This is a genomic window from Streptomyces sp. NPDC052107 (assembly GCF_040680215.1).
Classification (GTDB): domain Bacteria; phylum Actinomycetota; class Actinomycetes; order Streptomycetales; family Streptomycetaceae; genus Streptomyces.
Genome location: NZ_JBFAWG010000032.1, coordinates 29,912 through 48,633, shown reverse-complemented (window position 1 = coordinate 48,633; position 18,722 = coordinate 29,912). Strand labels below are relative to the sequence as shown.

19 protein-coding genes and 2 pseudogenes are annotated in these 18,722 nt (G+C 72.1%); 8 read left to right on the top strand and 13 right to left on the bottom strand.

The window, feature by feature from the left end; genetic code table 11:
• The first annotated feature begins 189 nt into the window (after nt 1-189).
• Together AB0M27_RS28270 and AB0M27_RS28265 are read left to right on the top strand one after the other, a co-directional pair.
• Complete coding sequence (locus AB0M27_RS28270; RefSeq protein WP_365725403.1) at nt 190-1,023, top strand: DeoR/GlpR family DNA-binding transcription regulator; 834 nt, start codon at nt 190-192, stop codon at nt 1,021-1,023.
• A gap of 69 nt (nt 1,024-1,092) precedes the next feature.
• Nucleotides 1,093-1,566, top strand: coding sequence for an SRPBCC family protein (locus AB0M27_RS28265; protein ID WP_365725401.1), 474 nt, complete (start codon nt 1,093-1,095; stop codon nt 1,564-1,566).
• Here the strand turns inward: AB0M27_RS28265 and AB0M27_RS28260 are convergent, their stop codons facing one another.
• The 8 genes from AB0M27_RS28260 to AB0M27_RS28225 form a co-directional block, all read right to left on the bottom strand.
• The gene (locus tag AB0M27_RS28260) at nt 1,567-2,358 is read right to left on the bottom strand and encodes an enoyl-CoA hydratase/isomerase family protein (protein ID WP_365725399.1); all 792 of its coding nucleotides are present in this window, start codon (nt 2,356-2,358) and stop codon (nt 1,567-1,569) included.
• Entirely contained in the window at nt 2,355-3,617 is a 1,263-nt protein-coding gene (locus AB0M27_RS28255; protein WP_365725395.1) for a cytochrome P450, read from the bottom strand. The genes AB0M27_RS28260 and AB0M27_RS28255 overlap by 4 nt, the downstream gene beginning before the upstream one ends.
• A 126-nt stretch (nt 3,618-3,743) precedes the next feature.
• Complete coding sequence (locus AB0M27_RS28250) at nt 3,744-5,048, bottom strand: cytochrome P450 (protein ID WP_365725454.1); 1,305 nt, start codon at nt 5,046-5,048, stop codon at nt 3,744-3,746.
• Nucleotides 5,049-5,158: 110 nt separating this feature from the next.
• Nucleotides 5,159-5,761, bottom strand: coding sequence for an ATP/GTP-binding protein (locus AB0M27_RS28245; RefSeq protein ID WP_365725392.1), 603 nt, complete (start codon nt 5,759-5,761; stop codon nt 5,159-5,161).
• The gene (locus AB0M27_RS28240) at nt 5,736-6,110 is read right to left on the bottom strand and encodes a DUF742 domain-containing protein (RefSeq protein ID WP_365725390.1); all 375 of its coding nucleotides are present in this window, start codon (nt 6,108-6,110) and stop codon (nt 5,736-5,738) included. The genes AB0M27_RS28245 and AB0M27_RS28240 overlap by 26 nt, the downstream gene beginning before the upstream one ends.
• On the bottom strand, nt 6,107-6,508 hold the full coding sequence (locus AB0M27_RS28235; RefSeq protein WP_365725389.1) for a roadblock/LC7 domain-containing protein: 402 nt from the start codon (nt 6,506-6,508) through the stop codon (nt 6,107-6,109). Before AB0M27_RS28235 ends, AB0M27_RS28240 begins: the two co-directional genes overlap by 4 nt.
• Nucleotides 6,505-7,707, bottom strand: a complete 1,203-nt coding sequence (locus AB0M27_RS28230) for an ATP-binding protein (protein ID WP_365725387.1) — start codon at nt 7,705-7,707, stop codon at nt 6,505-6,507. Before AB0M27_RS28230 ends, AB0M27_RS28235 begins: the two co-directional genes overlap by 4 nt.
• A 232-nt stretch (nt 7,708-7,939) precedes the next feature.
• Complete coding sequence (locus tag AB0M27_RS28225; RefSeq protein WP_365725385.1) at nt 7,940-9,064, bottom strand: PLP-dependent cysteine synthase family protein; 1,125 nt, start codon at nt 9,062-9,064, stop codon at nt 7,940-7,942.
• A gap of 352 nt (nt 9,065-9,416) precedes the next feature.
• Between AB0M27_RS28225 and AB0M27_RS28220 the strand changes: the two genes are divergently transcribed.
• Both AB0M27_RS28220 and AB0M27_RS28215 read left to right on the top strand, forming a co-directional pair.
• Entirely contained in the window at nt 9,417-9,740 is a 324-nt protein-coding gene (locus AB0M27_RS28220; protein WP_153542731.1) for a hypothetical protein, read from the top strand.
• A gap of 254 nt (nt 9,741-9,994) precedes the next feature.
• Complete coding sequence (locus tag AB0M27_RS28215; protein ID WP_365725383.1) at nt 9,995-10,633, top strand: ATP-binding protein; 639 nt, start codon at nt 9,995-9,997, stop codon at nt 10,631-10,633.
• Nucleotides 10,634-11,050: 417 nt separating this feature from the next.
• Here the strand turns inward: AB0M27_RS28215 and AB0M27_RS28210 are convergent, their stop codons facing one another.
• Genes AB0M27_RS28210 through AB0M27_RS28200 form a run of 3 tightly spaced genes read right to left on the bottom strand, consistent with a single transcriptional unit; the run spans nt 11,051 to nt 14,645 of the window.
• Nucleotides 11,051-13,612 carry an FtsX-like permease family protein gene (locus tag AB0M27_RS28210; RefSeq protein WP_365725382.1) on the bottom strand — a complete coding sequence of 854 codons (2,562 nt, stop codon included), beginning with the start codon at nt 13,610-13,612 and terminating at the stop codon, nt 11,051-11,053.
• On the bottom strand, nt 13,609-14,355 hold the full coding sequence (locus AB0M27_RS28205) for an ABC transporter ATP-binding protein (protein ID WP_365725380.1): 747 nt from the start codon (nt 14,353-14,355) through the stop codon (nt 13,609-13,611). Before AB0M27_RS28205 ends, AB0M27_RS28210 begins: the two co-directional genes overlap by 4 nt.
• Entirely contained in the window at nt 14,352-14,645 is a 294-nt protein-coding gene (locus tag AB0M27_RS28200) for an SHOCT domain-containing protein (RefSeq protein ID WP_365725378.1), read from the bottom strand. Before AB0M27_RS28200 ends, AB0M27_RS28205 begins: the two co-directional genes overlap by 4 nt.
• 234 nt (nt 14,646-14,879) lie before the next feature.
• Between AB0M27_RS28200 and AB0M27_RS28195 the strand changes: the two genes are divergently transcribed.
• The 4 genes and pseudogenes from AB0M27_RS28195 to AB0M27_RS28180 form a co-directional block, all read left to right on the top strand.
• Nucleotides 14,880-15,455 carry a TetR/AcrR family transcriptional regulator gene (locus AB0M27_RS28195; protein ID WP_365725376.1) on the top strand — a complete coding sequence of 192 codons (576 nt, stop codon included), beginning with the start codon at nt 14,880-14,882 and terminating at the stop codon, nt 15,453-15,455.
• 4 nt (nt 15,456-15,459) lie between these two features.
• Nucleotides 15,460-15,850 (top strand): annotated as a pseudogene (locus tag AB0M27_RS28190) (cupin domain-containing protein).
• A gap of 16 nt (nt 15,851-15,866) precedes the next feature.
• Entirely contained in the window at nt 15,867-16,451 is a 585-nt protein-coding gene (locus AB0M27_RS28185) for a DUF4865 family protein (protein WP_365725374.1), read from the top strand.
• Nucleotides 16,445-16,618, top strand: a pseudogene (locus tag AB0M27_RS28180) (phosphotriesterase); the annotation flags it as partial. The gene AB0M27_RS28185 and the pseudogene AB0M27_RS28180, both read left to right, overlap by 7 nt.
• Nucleotides 16,619-16,740: 122 nt before the next feature.
• Here AB0M27_RS28180 and AB0M27_RS28175 read toward each other — a convergent pair.
• Together AB0M27_RS28175 and AB0M27_RS28170 are read right to left on the bottom strand one after the other, a co-directional pair.
• Entirely contained in the window at nt 16,741-17,979 is a 1,239-nt protein-coding gene (locus AB0M27_RS28175) for an ROK family protein (protein WP_365725372.1), read from the bottom strand.
• A 36-nt stretch (nt 17,980-18,015) separates the two neighbouring features.
• A complete protein-coding gene (locus tag AB0M27_RS28170) occupies nt 18,016-18,660 on the bottom strand; it encodes an alpha-ketoglutarate-dependent dioxygenase AlkB (RefSeq protein WP_365725370.1) in 645 nt (214 codons plus the stop codon).
• Nucleotides 18,661-18,722: the final 62 nt, after the last annotated feature.

Sequence of the window (18,722 nt, the reverse complement as noted above, 5' to 3'; positions counted from 1 at the left end):
TCCGGGTGACGATGGCCGGGGCGGCCGGGGCTCACGTGGCATGCACACGTCGTGACAGGTGGTGGCGCAACCGGTGCCGACCCGTGAAAAGATGGGACGCCCGCGCAACTCCGGCCGGCCGGAATCTCCTGGTCGAGGCCGGTGCGCCGGGTGTCGGACGGAGATGGCGGCGAAAGGACCGGAGCGTACGTGAGTGAGAATCAGAACCTCCTCGCGGAGCAGCGCCGCGCCCTGATCCTGGACGAGGTCCGGCGCCGGGGCGGTGTGCGGGTCAACGAACTGACCCGCAAGCTCGGCGTGTCGGACATGACCGTACGCCGTGACCTGGACGCCCTCGCCCGCCAGGGCGTGCTGGAGAAGGTGCACGGCGGCGCGGTGCCGGTGGTCGAGGCCAGTACGCACGAGCCCGGCTTCGAGGCGAAGTCGGGACTGGAGCTGACCGCCAAGGAGGACATCGCCCGCGCCGCCGCCAAGCTGGTCACCCCGGGCACGGCGATCGCCCTCTCCGGCGGTACGACGACGTACGCGCTCGCCCAGCAGCTGCTGGAGGTGCCCGACCTGACCGTCGTGACGAACTCGGTGCGGGTCGCGGACGTCTTCCACGCGGCACAGCGCACCTCGGGCAGCCAGCGGCAGGGCGCGGCCACTGTGGTGCTGACCGGCGGTGTGCGCACCCCGTCGGACTCACTGGTGGGACCGGTGGCCGACCAGGCGATCGCCGCCCTCCACTTCGATCTGCTGTTCCTCGGTGTGCACGGCATATCGGTGGAGGCCGGTCTGTCCACGCCGAACCTCGCCGAGGCGGAGACGAACCGGCGGCTGGTGCACTCCGCGCGCCGGGTCGTGGTGGTCGCCGACCACACCAAGTGGGGCACGGTGGGCCTGAGTTCCTTCGCCGCGCTGGAGCAGGTGGACACGCTGGTGACCGATGCGGGCCTGCCCGCCGAGGCACGCGCGGAGATCTCCGAGCACCTGCGGGTGGTCGTGGCGGGCGAGCCCGGGGAAGACGACGCAGACATCTGAGGGTCTGTCAGCTATGGTGGGCCGCCCGGTTCGACCGCCCTGCGGGGATGGCACAAGGGGGTTGCGTCCATGGCTCGTCGTCTGCGCCCGGTGGACCTCGACTTCGTCGGGGTCGCGCCCGTGCGTCTGGTCTTCGCGCGGGAGGTCTCCGCGTCCCCCGAGCAGGTCTTCCGCGCGCTGGCGGAGGATGTGCCCGGCTGGACGCAGTGGTTCTCGGCGGTGACGCTGGCCCGGGCCACCGACGGTGGCGCCGGGCGTGAGATCCGGCTCAGGGGCGGGACGCGGTTCGCGGAGACAGTCCTGGTGGCCAAGGCGCCCGAGGTGTACGCCTACCGCGTCGACACCACCAACGCACCGGGCGTCCGTGCCCTGGTCGAGGAGTGGCGCCTGACTCCTCGGGGCACGGGCACCCGGGTGCGGTGGACCTTCGCCGCCGACGGGACGGCGCCGTTGCGGTTCGCTCTCGGGCTGGCCCGGCCGGGCCTCGGGCATGCCTTCCGCGACGCGGTGACGTCCCTGGACCGGCGCCTGGCGAGCCGCTGATCAGCCGGTGCCGCGGGTGTGCTGCGATTCGGCCACGACCGCGGCCATCAGTTCCGCGTCCAGTGCGGAGACGTCGGCCAGACGCGAGGCCGCGGACAGCGAGTTGAGCAGGGTCTTGGTGACGCGCAGTGCCGCCTGGGGGCGGCGGACGACGGGCCTGGCCCAGTCGGCGACGGCCTTGTCCAGTTCGTGAGCCGGGACGACCTTCTGCAGGATGGACAGGGACTGGGCTTCCGCCGCGGTGATGGCCCGGCCGGTGAGGACGATCTCGCGGACGCGGGCGGCGCCGACCTCGTTGATGAGACGGGGCAGGAGGCCGCCCCACGCGGTGGGCAGTCCGAGCGCGAGTTCGGGCAGCCGGAAGGTCGCGTCCTCGGATCCGACCCGCAGATCGCAGGCGAGCGCGAGGGCGAAGCCCGCCCCGATGGCCTTGCCGTGGACGCGCGCGATGGTGACGGCCGGGTTCGAGGTCAGGGCCTCGCAGACGCGCCGTGCCTTGGTCCCCGACATACGGATGCCGCTGCCCGTGGGGTCGTGGGCGAGATGCCGGGCGGACTCACCGCGGTCCCCGCCGAGGCAGAAGTCGGCGCCGCTCCCGGTGAGCACGAGCACCCGGACCGCCGGGTCCTGGTCCTGGAGGACCGCCAGGAGGTCGTCCAGCAGGGCGTCGGTGACGGTGTTGCCCTGCTCGGGCGTGTTCAGCTCGACGGTGAGGACGGGACCCTCCCGGTGGGTCCGCAGAGCGCGCCGTACGGCGCCTGCCGGGAGGGTCGTGAGGGGGAGGGCGGTCATGTCGTCACTTTCAGGGAGGTGATGCGCCGGAAGACCATCCGGTTCGCGTAGGTCGGGCCTGCGGCCGGCCGCAGAGTGGGGAAACGTTCCAGCAGGTGGGTGAGCAGGAGGCGGGCCTCCAGGCGGGCCAGGCCCGAGCCGAGGCAGTAGTGGACGCCGCCGCCGAAGGTGAGGTGGACGCCCTTGCGGCGGATGTCGAAGAGGTGGGGATCCGGGTTGCGGCGCGGGTCGTGGTTGGCGGCGCCGTACAGGACGTGGACGGTGGTGTCCTTGGCGATGGGGACGCCTGCCAGGACGGTGTCGTCGGCGGCGAAGCGCGAGTTGAGGTGGATCGGCGGGTCATAGCGCAGCGCTTCCTCGATCGCGTTGTCGACGTCCTCGGGGTGCCCGCGCAGCCAGTCGGCCCGGGCGGGGTCCTGGGTCAGGAACCACACGGCGTTGGTCAGCAGGGTCGCGGTGGTCTCCAGGGAGGCGATGGTGAGGAACATCGTCAGGTCGTACAGCATCTGGTCGGCCGCAGCGCGGTCGTCGGGGTACTGGGCGTCCCAGTAGCGGATCCAGCCGCTGAGGACGTCGTCGCCGGGGTGGGCGCGCCGGTCGGCGACGAGGCCGGTGAAGAAGGCCCGCATCTCCAGGGTGGCCTCGGCCGAGACGGCCAGTTCGCTCTTGGTGGGGATCAGTTCCTGGGCGTGGACCTGCCGGTGGGTGAAGTCCAGGATGTGCGGGTAGTGCTCGGCCGGGATGGCGAGCCAGTGGCCGACGGTGTGGATGGGCAGCTGGTCACCGACCAGGGTGACGAAGTCGGCCTCGCCGTGGGCGCGCAGCTGCAGATCGAGGCGGTCCAGGAGCTTGCTGACGTGGGCGGCGATCCGGGGCCGCATGGCCTCGAGGGTGCCGCGGTCGAAGAGGTTGCCCAGGGCGCGGCGCCGGAAGGTGTGCTCGGGCGGGTTGAGGCGGGACAGCGTCCGTGTCATTTCCCGGGTAGCCGGATCCTGCCAGCGTGCCATGTCCGGCCGGCGTTGCTGCCAGGCGAAATCCGGCACGAGCCAGTCCCTGCCGCGCAGGATCTGGTTGCAGGCATCGAATCCGGTCACGAAGTACCCGCCCCAGGGAGCGGGCACCACTTCACCCAGTGTGCGCAGTTCCTCCCAGATGGGGAGGGGATAGGCCTGTCCTTCGGCGGAACGCAGACGGCGAAGGAGGGGGATGACGGCTCGGCGGTCGGTGGTGGTACCGCGTATGACGCCAACGGCGGTCACGCGAAGCTCCTTTGTGGCTGGGCGCTACCGTTACCGCCGGAACCTACCCTTCCCCTCTCCCTCGTCATGCGCCTGACAGTGTTGCTCCCGTCACATGCCACACATGAGACGACCACATCTCAGGGATCACACCCGGAAGATGTCCAGGAAGGTGCTCCAGAAGCCCTTCTTCCTGGCCGGCTCCTGGCGGGCGGCGGCGACCGGTGCCGTGGGGATCGGCTGCTCCCCCGCGGCGGGGACGGTCCGGCTCTGCAGCGCGGAGGCGATATGGGTGGCCGGTGTCGGGCTGAAGGCCACGGGCAGCGCGACCAGCGCCCGGTGGAACGGGCCCGGCCGCCACTGAAGGTCCTTCGCCGGGACGGCCAGCGTCAGGTCGGGCAGGGCGTTGAGCAGCTTCTCGATCGCGGTGACGGCGATGACCTGCGCCGGATCCTTGGCCGGGCACGCGTGCGGTCCGGCTCCCCAGGCCAGGTGGGCGCCCTTGCTGTGCCTGCGGCGGGCCTCGTCGAGCGCGGGGTCGGTGTTGGCGGCGGCGAAGCTGATGACGACCGGCGTGCCCGCCTCGGCCACGACTCCCCCGAGGTCCACGTCCTGGACCGGGTAGTGGGTGGCGTAGTTGGCGATGGGCGTCTGGTTCCACAGCACGTGATCGATCGCCTCCTCGATCAGCAGCCCGGAGTCGCGTCCGCTGGTGTCGGGCGACAGCAGCAGGATCAGGGCGTTGCCGATCAGGTTGCGCTCGGGTTCCACGCCGGCGCCCATCAGCATGACCAGCTGGTCCTTGAGCTCCTCGTCGGTCAGCCCCGCCGGGTGCTGGATCAGCCAGGAGGTGACGTCGTCGCCGGGCTGCCGACGCTTGAGGGCGATCAGCTGCATGAGGCAGGCGGTGAGCTCCTCGTTGGCGCGCAGGGCGTCCTTGCCGTCGAAGATGGCCGACATGGCGCTGGTGAGGGTGTCCCCGATGTCCGCCGGGCAGCCGAACAGCTTGTTGAACAGCAGCAGCGGCAGCAGTTTGGCGTAGTCGTTGAGGAGGTCGGCACGACCGCGCTCGCTGAACTGGTCGATGAGGTAGTCGGCGATGGGCTCGACGTCGCGCCGGATCCGGGTGATGTTGAGCCGGGCCAGGCTGTCGGTGACGGCCTTGCGCAGCCTGAGGTGCACGGCGCCGTCGGTGAACAGGCAGTTGGGCCGGTACGCCATCATCGGCAGCACCGGGTGGTCCAGCGGGATCTGCCCTTCGCCCAGAGCCTTCCAGCGGCGGGCGTCCCGGGCGAACAGCGTGGTGTTCTGCAGCACGCGCAGGGCCGTTTCGTGCCCGACGACGAGGGTGGCGTCGATGCCGGGTGCGAGTTCGACCGGTCCGGCGGGACCGTGGGCGCGCAACCGGTCGTAGACCTCTTGGGGGTCGGCGGCGAACGCGGCGTCGTGCATGGGGCATCTGGCGCCGGCGGGGGCGGGGACTGACTGGCGGTCCATGGGGGTTCCTTCTGCTGGCTCCGGGCCGGTGGTCCGGGGGGAGACGGTCCGGGCGGATGGGCGGGTCAGGCGGCTCGGGTGAGCAGGTGACGGACGAGCGCGATCAGCGCGTGGGCGGAGGACTGCCGGTCGCGGGCGTCGCAGTAGACGACGGGGGTGTCCGGGAGCAGGTCGAGGGCCTCGCGCACCTCCGCCTCCTCGTAGACCGTGCCCGGCTCGAAGCCGTTGACCGCGATGGCGTACTCGAGGCCGTACCGCTCGACGAGGTCGATGACGGGGAAGGTCTCCTCCAGCCGGGCCGGGTCGACCAGGAGCAGTGCGCCGAGCGCGCCGCGGGCCATGTCCTCCCACAGCTGCATGAAACGCTGCTGACCCGGGGTTCCGAACAGGTACAGCACGAGGTCGTCGCTGAGCGTCAGACGGCCGAAGTCCAGGGCCACGGTGGTGGTGGTCTTGTCCGCCACGCCCCTGAGGTCGTCCACGTGCAGGGACGCCTGCGTCATCTTCTCCTCGGTGCGCAGCGGGGTGATCTCCGACAGCGAGCCGATGAAGGTCGTCTTGCCCACGGCGAAATGCCCGACGACCAGGATCTTGGCAGCATTGGTCACCGCGCTGGAGACGTAGATGGATCCAGGGGCCGTCTCAGCCGATGAGGGATTGGAGTCCATTCAGAACCTTCTCGAGGGTCGCTCTGTCAACGTTCTGAGCCCGGGGCGGCTCGGCGCGGCGCAGGAGGTGGCCCTGCTCGAATAAATCGGTCAGCAGCAGCCGGGCCACCCCCACCGGCAGTCCCACGTGGCCCGCGACCTCGGCGACCGACAGGTAGCCGCCCGCGCACAGCTGCCAGATCGCCATCACCTCGGGGCCGGCCCCCAGCGGAGGTGTCCGCTCGGGAGCCAGGGTGACCAGGGTGTGCAGCGCCAGGTCGTCCGCGGCCGGCAGGCTCCGGCCACCAGTGATGACGTAGGAGCGGACGAACTCGCTGGTGACGGAGGCCTCCTCACCGGGCGTGGTCATACCCCGGCACCGTTCTCCGAGCGCGGAGCCACACTCATCGCCTTGCTCAGGGCGGCCACCGTCTTCTGCATCCGGAAGGACATGGCCTCCATGTCGACGTCCGGCGCGGCCGAGACGGCGAGATACGAGCCCTGGCCGGCGGCGATCAGGAAGATCCAGCCGCCGTCGTACTCCAGCAGCGTCTGCTTCCAGATCCCGTGGCCCGCTCCCACGAACGCCGCGACGGCGCGGCTCAGCGACTGCATCGAACTCATCGCGGCGGCGTTCGTCTCGGCATCGTCGCGTGCGATGTCGTCCGAACGCTGCAGCAACAGGCCGTCTCCCGAGACGAGGATCGCGTGCCGGGCTCCGCGTACCTCGAGCACGTCGTTCAGCACCCAGGACAGGTCGATCTTCACTGGTTGTCAGGTCCTTCCGTGGAGTTCGTGGTCCGCCCGAGCTGAGTTCCGCGCGCGAACGCCCCGAGCCGCGAGGCCGTCACTTCGCTGACCGGCTCGGGAGTCCGCTCCTGGCCGTCGGTGTCGAGGGCCGGGACCACCGTGACGGGGCCGCTGCGCCGCCGGCGTTTGGGCAGACCTCCCGAGGTCGTTCCCACCACGTGCGAGGGTCCCACGACCGGGACCGGCGCCAGCCGTTGGGAGGCGGCCTCCGGTTCCGCGGTGTCCTCGGCGTCGGCCGCCGGGGAAGGAGTGTCGGCCGAGAGGAGACTTTCGGGCACACGAATCACGGCACGCACTCCGCCGTAGGGGGACACGGAACCGACGGAGACGGCGAAGCCGTAGCGGGCGGCGAGCATGCCGCACACGGCGAAGCCGAACCGCGGCGGATCGCCGAGACCGGTGATGTCGACGGGACCGTCGACGGAGAGCAGGGCCGCCGCCCGGTCCTTGGTCTCCTGGTCCATGCCCAGTCCGGCGTCGTCCACGATGAAGCAGACACCGGTCGGCACGGTCTGGATGTTGACCTCGACCGGCGTTCCGGGCGCGCTGTAGTTCGTCGCGTTGTCCAGCAGTTCGGCCAGTACGACGGCCACCGGCTCGACCGCCTTGCCGACGAGGGAGACGCTGACCTGCGAGTGGACGCTGACCCGGTTGAAGTCCTTGATCCTGCCCTGGGCGCTGCGCGCGACGTCGTAGACGGTCGCCGCGCCGTCACGCCGGCCCAGCCATCCGCCGCACAGCACGGAGATGCCCTTGGCGCGGCGGCCGAACTGGCTGCCGGTGTGGTCGACCGTCATCAGGTCGGCCAGGACCTCCGTGGTGTCGCCGTACTTCTTCAGCAGGCTGTCCAGGAGGACCTGCTGTTCCTCGGCGAGCGACTGGAGCGTGCCCATGGCGGACTTCAGCACCGCCTTGGTCGACGCCTCCGCGTCCGCCCGTACGTCGGCGAGGTCACGCTGATGCTGTGCGGTCAGCGTGGCGACGTGCGTGTGGAGCTGCCCGATGTCGCCGCGGGCCTGCCCCAGTCCTGCCTCCAGGTCCTTTCTCGTTCTTCGGAGCGCCATGTTGGTTCTCCGGGCCCGCATCACTGCGACGACCGCAGCGACGAGCACCACCAGCAAGATCCACAGCAGTGGATCCGTGGTCAATGACGTCATGAGACTCTCTTCAAGTCGCATCGCGCCTGGAGCGTGCGAGCGCGATGGTGCCTTTGAGACTGTCCCCCCGTACGCGTTCATGACACGCCGTCAGCCCACCGAAAAGTGGGATGATCTTATCAGTCACACGGGCACAACCGACTTGCCCAGAACCACAATTGAGACGTCATCAAACCCTCACAGCCCCGTCACCCGCCCGTTGGGCGCCGGCCCCCGAAAGGGTGGGGCCGGCTCAGTGCGGCCACACCCCCGTGGCCAGCAGGGTCTCGATCGCCGCGGTGTACGGCGCGATGTCCAGGCCCTGCCCGGCCAGCCAAGCGTCGGAGTAGTACTTGTCGAGGTAGCGGTCGCCCGGGTCGCACAGCAGGGTGACGACACTGCCCCGGCGGCCCTCGGCCACCATCTCGGAGACGATCTTCAGCGCGCTCCACAGCCCGGTACCCGTGGAGCCGCCCGCCTTGCGGCCGATGGCCCGCTCCAGTGCCCGTACGGCGGCGACGCTGGCCGCGTCCGGGACCTTCATCATCCGGTCGATCGCGCCCGGCACGAAGCTCGGCTCCATGCGCGGCCGGCCGATGCCCTCGATGCGGGAGCCGCAGTCGCAGGTGACGTCCGGATCGCCGGTGGTCCAGCCCTCGAAGAAGCAGGAGTTGTCCGGGTCCGCGACGCAGATACGGGTGTCGTACTGCATGTAGTGGACATAGCGCGCGAGGGTGGCGGAGGTGCCGCCGGTGCCGGCGGTGGCGACGATCCAGGCCGGCTCCGGGAAGCGCTCCAACTCCAGCTGGCGGAAGATCGATTCGGCGATGTTGTTGTTGCCGCGCCAGTCGGTGGCCCGCTCGGCGTAGGTGAACTGGTCCATGTAGTGGCCGCCGGTCTCCACCGCGAGGCGGGCGGACTCCTCGTACATCTTGCGCGAGTCGTCCACGAAGTGACACCGGCCGCCGTGGAACTCGATCAGGCGGCACTTCTCGGCGCTGGTCGTGCGCGGCATGACCGCGATGAAGGGCACGCCGATCAGCTTGGCGAAGTAGGCCTCGGAGACGGCGGTGGAGCCGCTGGAGGCCTCGATGACCGGGCGGCCGGGGCGGATCCAGCCATTGCAGAGGCCGTAGAGGAAGAGGGAGCGGGCGAGGCGGTGTTTGAGGCTTCCGGTGGGGTGCGTCGACTCGTCCTTCAGGTAGAGGTCGATGCCCCACTGCTCGGGGAGGGGGAAGCGCAGCAGGTGCGTGTCCGCCGATCGGTTGGCGTCGGCCTGGACCTTGCGGACGGCCTCTTTCAGCCAGTCACGGTAGGCGGCGTCGCTGCGGTCGACGTCGAGGGTGGCGCCGGTCCGGGTCTGGTCGGTGGTGCTCACGGCGGTGCTCCTTAGGCTGGGCGCCGACGACGCCTCGCACGGTCGGCATCTCGAGCATAGGCTTCTTTCACAACGGCTCCCACCTGCATAAACGCATCTTTGAGCCACCCAAAGCCGCCCTGGGGCACAGGCGTACGAGGCATCCGGAGGCGCATTAGGCGGGAGTGTTCCGGGCGGCTTTCGCGGGCGCCTCGCGCGTACTGGTGCTCCCGGCCGCATCGGGGCAGACTGCACGCGACGGGACGATCGTCCCGAACGCAGGCGCACGCCGTTGTCGGACGCGGGCGCACACTGGATCGGACGCGAGCGCACACTGGATCGCGGGAGCACACGGGCAAGGGGGCGGCGAAGGATGGCGGAGCCGGAGTTCACAGCCACGGGCGTGCGGATCGGCAAGCGGCTGCGTTCGCTCACCCGGGCCGGTCAGGTCCGGATCAACGACGGCAGGCTGGAACTGCTCACCAGCTACGGCAGCGAGATCGACAGTGCCCCGGTGCAGGCGGTGCGCGCGTCCAGGCCGTGGTTCCGGCCGGACGACAAGGCGTTGGCCGACCTCAACGGCAAGCGGTACCTGCTGACGCTGGGCGAGCACGACCCCGCTCCGGGCGAGCCGGGTCCGCCCGCGGCGCGGCGGTTCATCGAGGCGGTGCGGCGGGCCGCCGGACGCGGCGGCTGAACGCGGTACGGCCGCCGGCCGGGGTTCGGGCCGGTCGTGTTACTCGGAGCAGCGGTCCGTCGCGGCGAGTTGCGGGACCACATCCGCTGAGTCACGCTGGTCTCACGTCACTCTGGGTTTACCGGCGATAACGCTGCGAACCAGCCCGCCGGCCACGACAGCAGGCGGACGTTTGGACGCAAGCACCCTGCTGGATCCGTTGTTCTCCGTGTTCTTCCGGTCCGTTCGGACCTCTACATCGGGGAGTCGCAGCCGTGATCAGTCACCCAAGCAGGCACTGCACGGTGGAGCTCCAAGCCCTGCCGTCGCGGATCGGCCAGGTCCGCAGAATCGTATCTGCGCAGTTGCGCTACTGGCACATGGACGCGTTGATAGACCGGGCCGCGCTCGGTGTGACGGAGCTGCTGAGCAACGTCCACCGGCACGCCAGGCCCGACAAGTCGTGCACGGTCGAGCTGGAGCTGGCGCCGGACGGGCTCACGGTCTCGGTGCGCGACAACGACCCCCGGCTTCCGGTGCCGGCCGACGTCGCGGACCTGCCGGACGGTGGTCCGCTGGCCACCTGCGGGCGGGGGCTGGCCATGGTGGCGGCGGTGAGCGAGAGCTGGGGTGCCCGGCCGGACGGCGAGAACGGCAAGGTCGTCTGGTTCACGCTGACCGCCCCGGCGGTGGTACGGCCGCAACCGGCGCATGCCTCGCGCCGTGCCGCCGGGATACCTCCCGCGCCGGAACCCGTCCGCGTCGGCACGGCGGCCAAGGCGACGGCGGGGACGCCTGTCGGCGCCGGGGTCGCGTTCAGTGCGGAAGCTGCCGTCGCGGCGGCTCCCGTGGCAAGTGCGGCTCGTTCTCCCGCCGGAGTTCAGGCTCCCGCCCGGTCGACCGTTCCCGGTTGACCGGGCGGTGACGGGGCCTCCGGCCTCGCGGCAGCGCGCCCACCGCCTGGTCGGTTCGGACCTTGCGCGGGTGCGGGTAGGTGGTGGGCCGGCCGCGCAGTTCCCCGCGCCGCTGGGGAGTTACGGCCAGCCGCACCAAGATTCGCACCGTAGCTGCGCCCGCCGTGCCGCCCGGGGCCACCCAGGCCCCTGAGGCACTGGGGAAGGGACGACTGCCCGCAGCTACGGTGCGCCTCAAGCGGGCGGCAACCGCAGCTGCCCAAGGGGCACGGCAACTGCGCGACCAGCCGACCACGCACTCGCGGTCGCGCACGGTCTCGCGCGGCCCCGCGTAGGCGCGAGCAGCCCCCACGCACCCGCAGTCGCCCACGGTCCGAACCGGCCCGGCGGACAGGCGCCCCGGCCGACGTGACGCGGTCACTCCGTCGCGATCGCCCGCAGGACGTCCAGCCGGGCCGCCCGTCGGGCCGGTCGGAGGCCCGCCAGCGCACCGGCGAGGAGGCCGACGAGGGCGACCACGGCGAGCCGGGCGGGCGGGAGGGCGAAGGCGAACGCGGTGTCGCTCGCGCCGTCGGAGGCCTTCACCAGCACCCAGCCCAGGAAGGCGCCGAGGCCGAGACCCCCGACCGTGCCGAACGCGGCGACCAGGACCGACTCCCAGCGGACCATGGCCCGCAACTGGGCGCGGGTCTGTCCGACGGCCCGCAGCAGGCCGAGCTCCCGGGTGCGTTCGTGCAGCGCGAGGGTCAGCGTGTTGGCGATGCCGAGCAGGGCGATGACCACCGCGAGGGCGAGCAGCGCGTAGACGAGGGTCAGCATCATGTCGATGCCGCCCGCCGAGGACTGCGCGTACTCGTCGCGGGTCTGCACGGACGGGTTGCCGTACTGCGCGGCGACCCTCTTCACCGCCGCCTTGCCCGCGTCGGCGCTCACCCCGTGCTTGAAGGTGACGGCGATCAACGTGTCCGCGTCCTGGGTGCGGTGCGGGGCCCAGGCGGCGCGGGTGATGACGTAGTCGCCGGCGAGTTCCGACTGGCCGTACACGGCACGGACGGTGAAGTTCACGGTCTTGCCGTCGGTGAAGGTCAGCCTGGCCGTGTCGCCGGTGCGCAGATGCTGCCGGTCGGCCTCCTTCCGGGTGAGGGCGATGCCGTCGGAGCCGAGGCCCTGCAGGGAGCCGGTGACCGTGCCCAGGTCGAAGGTGCGGGCGAGCGCGGCCGGATCGGTGACGGTCAAGGCCCTTCCCTTCCCGTCGACTTCGGCGACCCCGCGGCCGAGTCCCACGGCCGTGTCCACCTGGGGCACCTGCTGGAGTGCGGGCGCGAGCCGGGGGCTGAGTCCGCTGCCGCCCGCACCGAAGGACGGGCTGCTGACGGCGAGGTCGCCTGCGAACGACCGGGACACCGTCTGGTCCATCGTGGCCTTGAGCGAGGCGCCGAAGACGGTGAACAACGACACGACGGCCACCCCGATCATCAGCGCGCTCGCGGTGGCCGCCGTCCGCTTCGGGCTGCGCAGGGCGTTGCGCCGGGCCAGGGAGCCGGTGACCCCGCGCAGCCGGTCCAGGGGGCCGCCGAGCAGCCGTACGGCCGTGGTGGCGGCGACCGGGCCGAGGACCACGAAGGCCGCCAGGGCGAGCAGCGCGCCGACTCCCGCCAGCCATACGGACGGGGAGACGAGGACGCCGGTCAGGGTCGTGGCGAGCGCCAGCGCGCCGAGCACACCACCGGTGATCGCACGGACGCGGGAGGCACCGGAGGTGTCGACGGCCGTCTCGCGCAGGGCGGCGAGCGGCGCCGTCCGTCCGGCGCGCCGGGCCGGCAGGAGCGCCGATCCCAGGCAGACCACGATCCCCACCACGAGCGGCAGCACCATCGACAGGGTCTTGATCACCAGGTCGCCGTCGGGGAACGGGAATCCGATCGCCGGGAACAGCACCTGGAGGCTCGCGGCGATGCCGATGCCGCCCGCGAGTCCGGCGAAGGACGCGGTGAGCGCGACGACGCAGGCCTCGGCGAGGGCGGCGGCGGTCACCTGGCGGCGGGCCGCGCCGAGGGCACGCAACAGGGCGTTCTCACGGGTGCGTTGGGCGACCACGATCGCGAACGTGTTGTGGATGGAGAAGGTGGCGACGAGCAGGGCGACGCCGGAGAACACGAGCAGGAAGGTGGTGAAGATGGTCAGGAACTGGCTGGAGATCATGTCGGTGTTCTCCTGCGCCGACTGCTGACCGGTGATGGCCTCGACTCCCTTCGGCAGCACCGGAGTCAGCCGGCTCACCAGGTCCTTCTGGCTCACTCCGGGTGCGGCCCGCACCGCGATGGACGCCGCCTGGCCGGGCCGTGCGGTGAGGTACTTCTCGGCGTCGGCCCGGGTCGTGCCCGTGAAGGTCACCTGGGCCATGCCGTCCTGGCCGCCGAAGGTGGCGAGCCCGACGACGGTGACCTTCACGGGATCCGGGGTGCGCAGGGTCGTGGTGTCACCGATCTTCAGACCGCCCTGCTTCGCGGCGCCCCGGTTCACCACGACCTCACCCGGCTTGGCGGGAGCCCGGCCTTCGGCGAGCCGGTACGGGTTGAGGCGGGGATCCGTGATCCAGTTCCCGGCGAGCGTGGGCGGCCCCTGGCCACCTACCGGTGTGCCGTCGCGGCCCACAAGCTGGCCGGCGCCCTGGATGTTGGGAACCGCGGCGGCCACGCCGGGCACCCGCTCGACGGTCTTCACCAGCGAGGTGTCCACCGGCCGCCGTACGCCCTGGGCCTCGCCGGGTGTGGTGATGGCGTCGGCGCCGCGTACGACGGCGTCCGTACCGCTGGTGGCCTCGCCGAACATGCTGTCGAAGCTGGCGCGCAGCGTGTCGCCCATGACGAGGGTGCCGGCCAGGAAGGCGACGCCGAGGAACACGGCGAGGAAGGTGCCGGCGAACCGGCGCCGGTGCGCGCGCAAGGACGTGAGGCTGAGCCGGAGCGACGCGTTCATGACCGCACCTCGAAGGCCTTCATGCGGTCCAGGACCCGGTCCGCGGTCGGCGCCTCCATCCGGTCGACCAGCCGTCCGTCGGCGAGGAAGAGCACCTCGTCGGCATGTGCGGCGGCCACCGGATCGTGGGTGACCATGACGACCGTACGGTCCATCTCCCGCACGGCGGAGCCGAGGAGGCCGAGCACCTCGGCTCCGGAGCGGGAGTCGAGGTTTCCGGTCGGCTCGTCGGCGAAGACCACGTCGGGCTTCCCGGCGAACGCCCGTGCCACGGCGACGCGTTGCTGCTGGCCGCCGGAGAGTTCCGAGGGACGGTGGTGCAGCCGGTCGCGCAGGCCGACGACATCGACGAGCGCGTCGATCCACTCCCGGTCGCCGCGCCGGCCCGCCAGGTCCAGGGGCAGGGTGATGTTCTCCGCGACGGTCAGTGTCGGCACCAGGTTGAACGCCTGGAAGACGAAGCCGACCCGGTCCCGGCGCAGCAGGGTCAGGCGCCGGTCGTCCAGCGTGCCGAGTTCGGTGTCCCCCATGTAGGCGGCGCCGGAGGTGAGCGTGTCGAGGCCGGCCGCGCAGTGCATGAGGGTGGACTTGCCGGAGCCCGAGGGGCCCATGATCGCTGTGAAGCGTCCGGCGGGAAAGGAGACGTCGACGCCGTCCAGGGCGCGTACGGCGGTGTCGCCACCGCCGTACACCTTCACCGCCTCCACCACGCGGGCCGCGGCCCGCAGTGCGGTCGTGGTCATGCCGTGCCCCCCTTGCCCGCACGGCCGAACTGCTCCTCCAGCACTGACAGGCGGCGCCAGTACTCATCCTCGTCGATCTCACCGGAGGCGAAGCGGCGGCCGAGGACCGCGAGCGGCGAGTCCCCCGCGGGACGTGAGCCGTCCATGGGCCGCCAGGGCCCGCCGGGTCCGCGCCAGCCGGTGCGGCGCAGGAAGGTGACGGCGCCGATCACGACGGCCGCCCAGATCAGCGGGAAGAACAGGATCCAGGGGCCGGGTCCGCCGCCGCCCCAGTCGGCCAGGGTCTGCATCTCGGGTCATCTCCCTTGTCGGTTCCGTGGTCCCCGGTCTCCGGGGATGCCACGAGACTCCCTCCGGGAAGGGGTCCGGGTCGTCGTGCGGCCGGCGGCAGTGCGGGTACCTCGCGGGGAGTACGGCGTGGGCCGCCAGCTGCTCCCCGGGGACTCCCTGGCGACTCAGTGTCGGCTCAGTGGCGACTCGCTGGGGACTGGCGAATTGTAACTACTAGTATGTACAGTGATCGCATGAGCACCTCGGAACGACTGATCGAGTCCACCCGTGAACTGCTGTGGGAGCGCGGGTACGTGGGCACGAGCCCCAAGGCGATCCTGGAGCGCGCGGGTGCCGGCCAAGGCAGCATGTACCACCACTTCAAGGGCAAGCCGGACCTCGCCCTGGCGGCGATCCGGCGGACCGCGGAGGAGCTGCGCGCCACCGCCGAGGGGGTCCTGAGCGGTCCGGGCACGCCGTACGAGCGCATCGAGGCGTATCTGCTGCGCGAGCGTGACGTGCTGCGCGGCTGCCCGGTCGGCCGGCTGACCATGGACCCCGACGTGATCGCGAGCGAGGAACTGCGCGCGCCGGTCGACGAGACGATCGCCGCCATCCGCGCGCGGATCGCCGAGCTCGTCGAAGAGGGCAAGCGGCAGGGACAGTTCGCGCCGGAGCTGGACGGCGAGGAGATCGGCGCGGCCGTCCTCGCCACCGTGCAGGGCAGCTACGTACTCGCCCGCGCCTCCGGCTCCCCCGACGCCTTCGACGCCGGTGTCCGCGGGCTGCTCTCCCTGCTCGCGCCCCGAACTACCGGACAGGAGAACTGAGTCGGTGCACATCACCGGACGGCGTCCCGACACGCGGCAGGGCCCGGCGGAGAACTTCACCGGCATGGTCTGGCTGGACGAGATGGCCGTCCCCGGCCGCTCCCTCGCGGCTGCGCATGTTCAACGTCCACTTCGCTCCGGGCGCCCACACGGCCTGGCACCGGCACCAGCACGGGCAGGTGCTGCACGTGCTGGACGGCGAGGGGCTGGTGCGGCGCAAGGGCGGCGAGGCGGAAGCGGTCCGCGCGGGCGACACGGTGTGGATCGAGCCGGACGAGTGGCACTGGCACGGCGCCGCGCCTCGCACCTTCATGACCCACCTCGCGGTCGTGGAGGCCGCCGAGGACGGCACGACGACCGAGTGGCACGCGCACGTGGACGACTACCCCGCCTGAGAAAGGGATGCGCGAGATGCATGCCATGCACTACGAGTTCACCCTTCCCGCCGACTACGACATGGGCGTCATCCGCTCCCGTGTCGCCCGGGTCGGGCACCTGCTGGACGACTGGGACGGCCTCGGCATCAAGACGTACGTGCTGCGCGAGCGCGGGGTGCACGGCTCGCCGGTGAACGAGTACGGGCCGTTCTACCTCTGGAACACCATGGAGGGCATGAACAGCTTCCTGTGGGGAGGTGCCTTCCAGGGGCCCGTGGACGACTTCGGGCGGCCGGCGGTCCGTCAGTGGACGGGCCTGGCGTTCGAGGAGGGCACCGCGACCGGGGCAGCGCCCGCGTTCGCCGTACGGCGGCGTCAACCGGTGCCGGAGGGCGTGGAGCTGGCCGCGTTCATGGCGGACGCGGCGGCCGAGACCGGGCGGCTGGCGACGGAGAACGGCGCGGTCCTCGCGGCGGCGGCCGTCGACACGCGCGCGTGGGAGCTGGTCCACTTCTCGCTCTGGGAGCACGACACGCCCAGGGCCGACGGGGACCTCTACCAGGTGCTGCACCTGTCCGCGCCGGGCCGCGACCGGCTCCCGCGCGGGCGGCAGTGGTGAGCCACGTCCGTACGGTCCTCGGCGACATCCGGCCCGAGGAGCTGGGCGTGTGCGACGCGCACGACCATCTCTTCCTGCGCAGCCCGCAGTTGCCGGGCCAGGCGCTGAACGACCTGGCGGCGGCGCGGGCCGAGCTGGCCGCGTTCCGGGCGGCGGGCGGAGCTGCCCGTGTTCGGGGGCGCGCCTGGCGCCGTTGGCGGTTCACCAGCGGCAGGGGTGCCGGCCGGGTGAGGTGCCGAGCGCTGCTGCCGGGTGGCAGGGAAGTGCCACCGAGGGGGCCGGACCGCCGTCAGCGCAGCGCCCCCAGGGGGTCGTCCAGTACCGGCTGCCAGGCCAGCTCGGCCGCGCCGACCAGGCTGTTGTGGTCCAGGGTGCAGGGAAGGATCGGTACTCCGCCGCTCTGGCCCCACAGGCTGCGGTCGGCGACGACCGCGCGGAGCCGGCCGGGGTCGGCGTCCAGGAGGGTGCGGTGGAGGCCGCCGAGGATGATGCGGTCGGGGTTGAGGATGTTGACCAGTCCGGCCAGGCCCAGGCCCAGGCGGTCGATCAGGGCCTCGGCGGCTCTGCGCACGGCCGGGTAGTCGTACTGGGTGCGCAGCAGGTCGTTGGCCTGCTGGAGCAGGGACACCTCGGGGCCCGGCTCGCGGCCGGCCTCGACCAGCAGGGCCAGCGGGTCGGCCTCGACGTCCAGACAGCCGCGGCTGCCGCAGTGGCAGGGCCGGCCCTCCGGGTTGACGGTGAGGTGGCCGACCTCCAGGGCGAGCCCCGAACTGCCGGTGTGCAGGCGGCCGTCCAGCACCAGCGCGCCGCCGACACCGCGGTGTCCGGTGGCCACGCACAGCAGGTCCCGGGCGCCCCGGCCGGCGCCGTGCCGGTGTTCGGCGAGCGCGGCGAGGTTGACGTCGTTGCCCGCGAAGGCCGGGCCGGTGATGCCCGCCGCGCGCACGCACTCCGCGAAGATCCGCCGGACCGGGGCGCCGACGGGCCAGGCCAGGTGCAGCGGGTTGAGGGCGAGACCGTCGGGCTCGGCCACGGCGGACGGCACGGCGAGTCCGGCGCCGACACAGCGGCGGCCGGTCGTGCGCAGCAGATCCGCGCCCGCCTCGACGACGGAGCCGAGCACCTTCGCCGGGTCCGCGTCGACGGTCTCGCACCCGGGCGCGGTCGCCACGATCCGCCCGCCGAGGCCGACCAGAGCGGCCCGGAAGCCGTCGGCGTGAACCTGCGCGGCGAGCGCCACCGGGCCGTCCCCGGCGACCTCCAGCCGGTGCGAGGGGCGGCCCTGCGAACCGGCCGCGGCGCCCGGCCGGGCGTCCACGCGAATCAGTCCGAGCGCCTCCAGCTCGGCGGCCACCGCCCCCGCGGTCGCCCGGGTGACCCCGAGTTCCGCGGTGAGCACGGCCCGGGTCGGTGCCCGCCCGGTGTGCACCAGCTCCAGCGCGGGTCCGAGCGCTCCGCGCCCTCGGTCCAGCCGCGCCCTCGAGGTGGTCCTCTCCCCCGCCGTCCGGGGATCCGCCTTGCCGCTCATGAGGGCGAGTCTCCCATGATCCGCAGGTGCGGCGGCCTACCGGCCGCTGACCCGAAGCGTGATGTTCAGACGTCCGGACAGGCCCAACCCGGTCGGCGCGGTGCCGCCGTACACCCGCGGAACCCCGTGGTGGGCGAGCCGGGAGGGCCCGCCGAAGACGAACAGGTCGCCGCTGCGCAGCTCGACGTCCGTGTAGGGCTTGGCGCGCGTCTCGGTGTTCCCGAACCGGAAGACGCATGTGTCGCCCAGGCTCAGCGACACCACCGGCGCGTCCGCCCGTTCGTCGCTGTCGCGGTGCATGCCCATGCGGGCCTCGCCGTCGTAGAAGTTGATCAGCGCGATGTCGTACGCGTACGGCTCCTGCGGGCCCAGCGCGGTGACGGCGGCGCGGCGGCCCAGCTCGCCGAGCCAGGCCGGGAACGGCTTCACGGGGGCGCCGTCGCCGTCGACGGCTGTGCGGGCGTAGGCGTACGGGTACCAGTGCCAGCCGAGGCAGACCTGCCGGGCGGTCATCGTGCCGCCGCCCGGGGTGCGCACGGTGCGCAGTCCGGCCGGCGGCCGCGCCCACTGGCGGCAGGCGGCGAGCAGGTCGCGCTGCTCGTCGGCGTCCAGCCAGTCCGGGACGTGCACGGCGCCCGGCGCGACCTGAGCGCGCTCCCGGGGAAACAGCTCCGCGTCCACACGCTCAATCTTGCCGCAGGCCCGCCCCACCAGCCCTGAGCTGCGGCTCCGCTAGCCTGGGA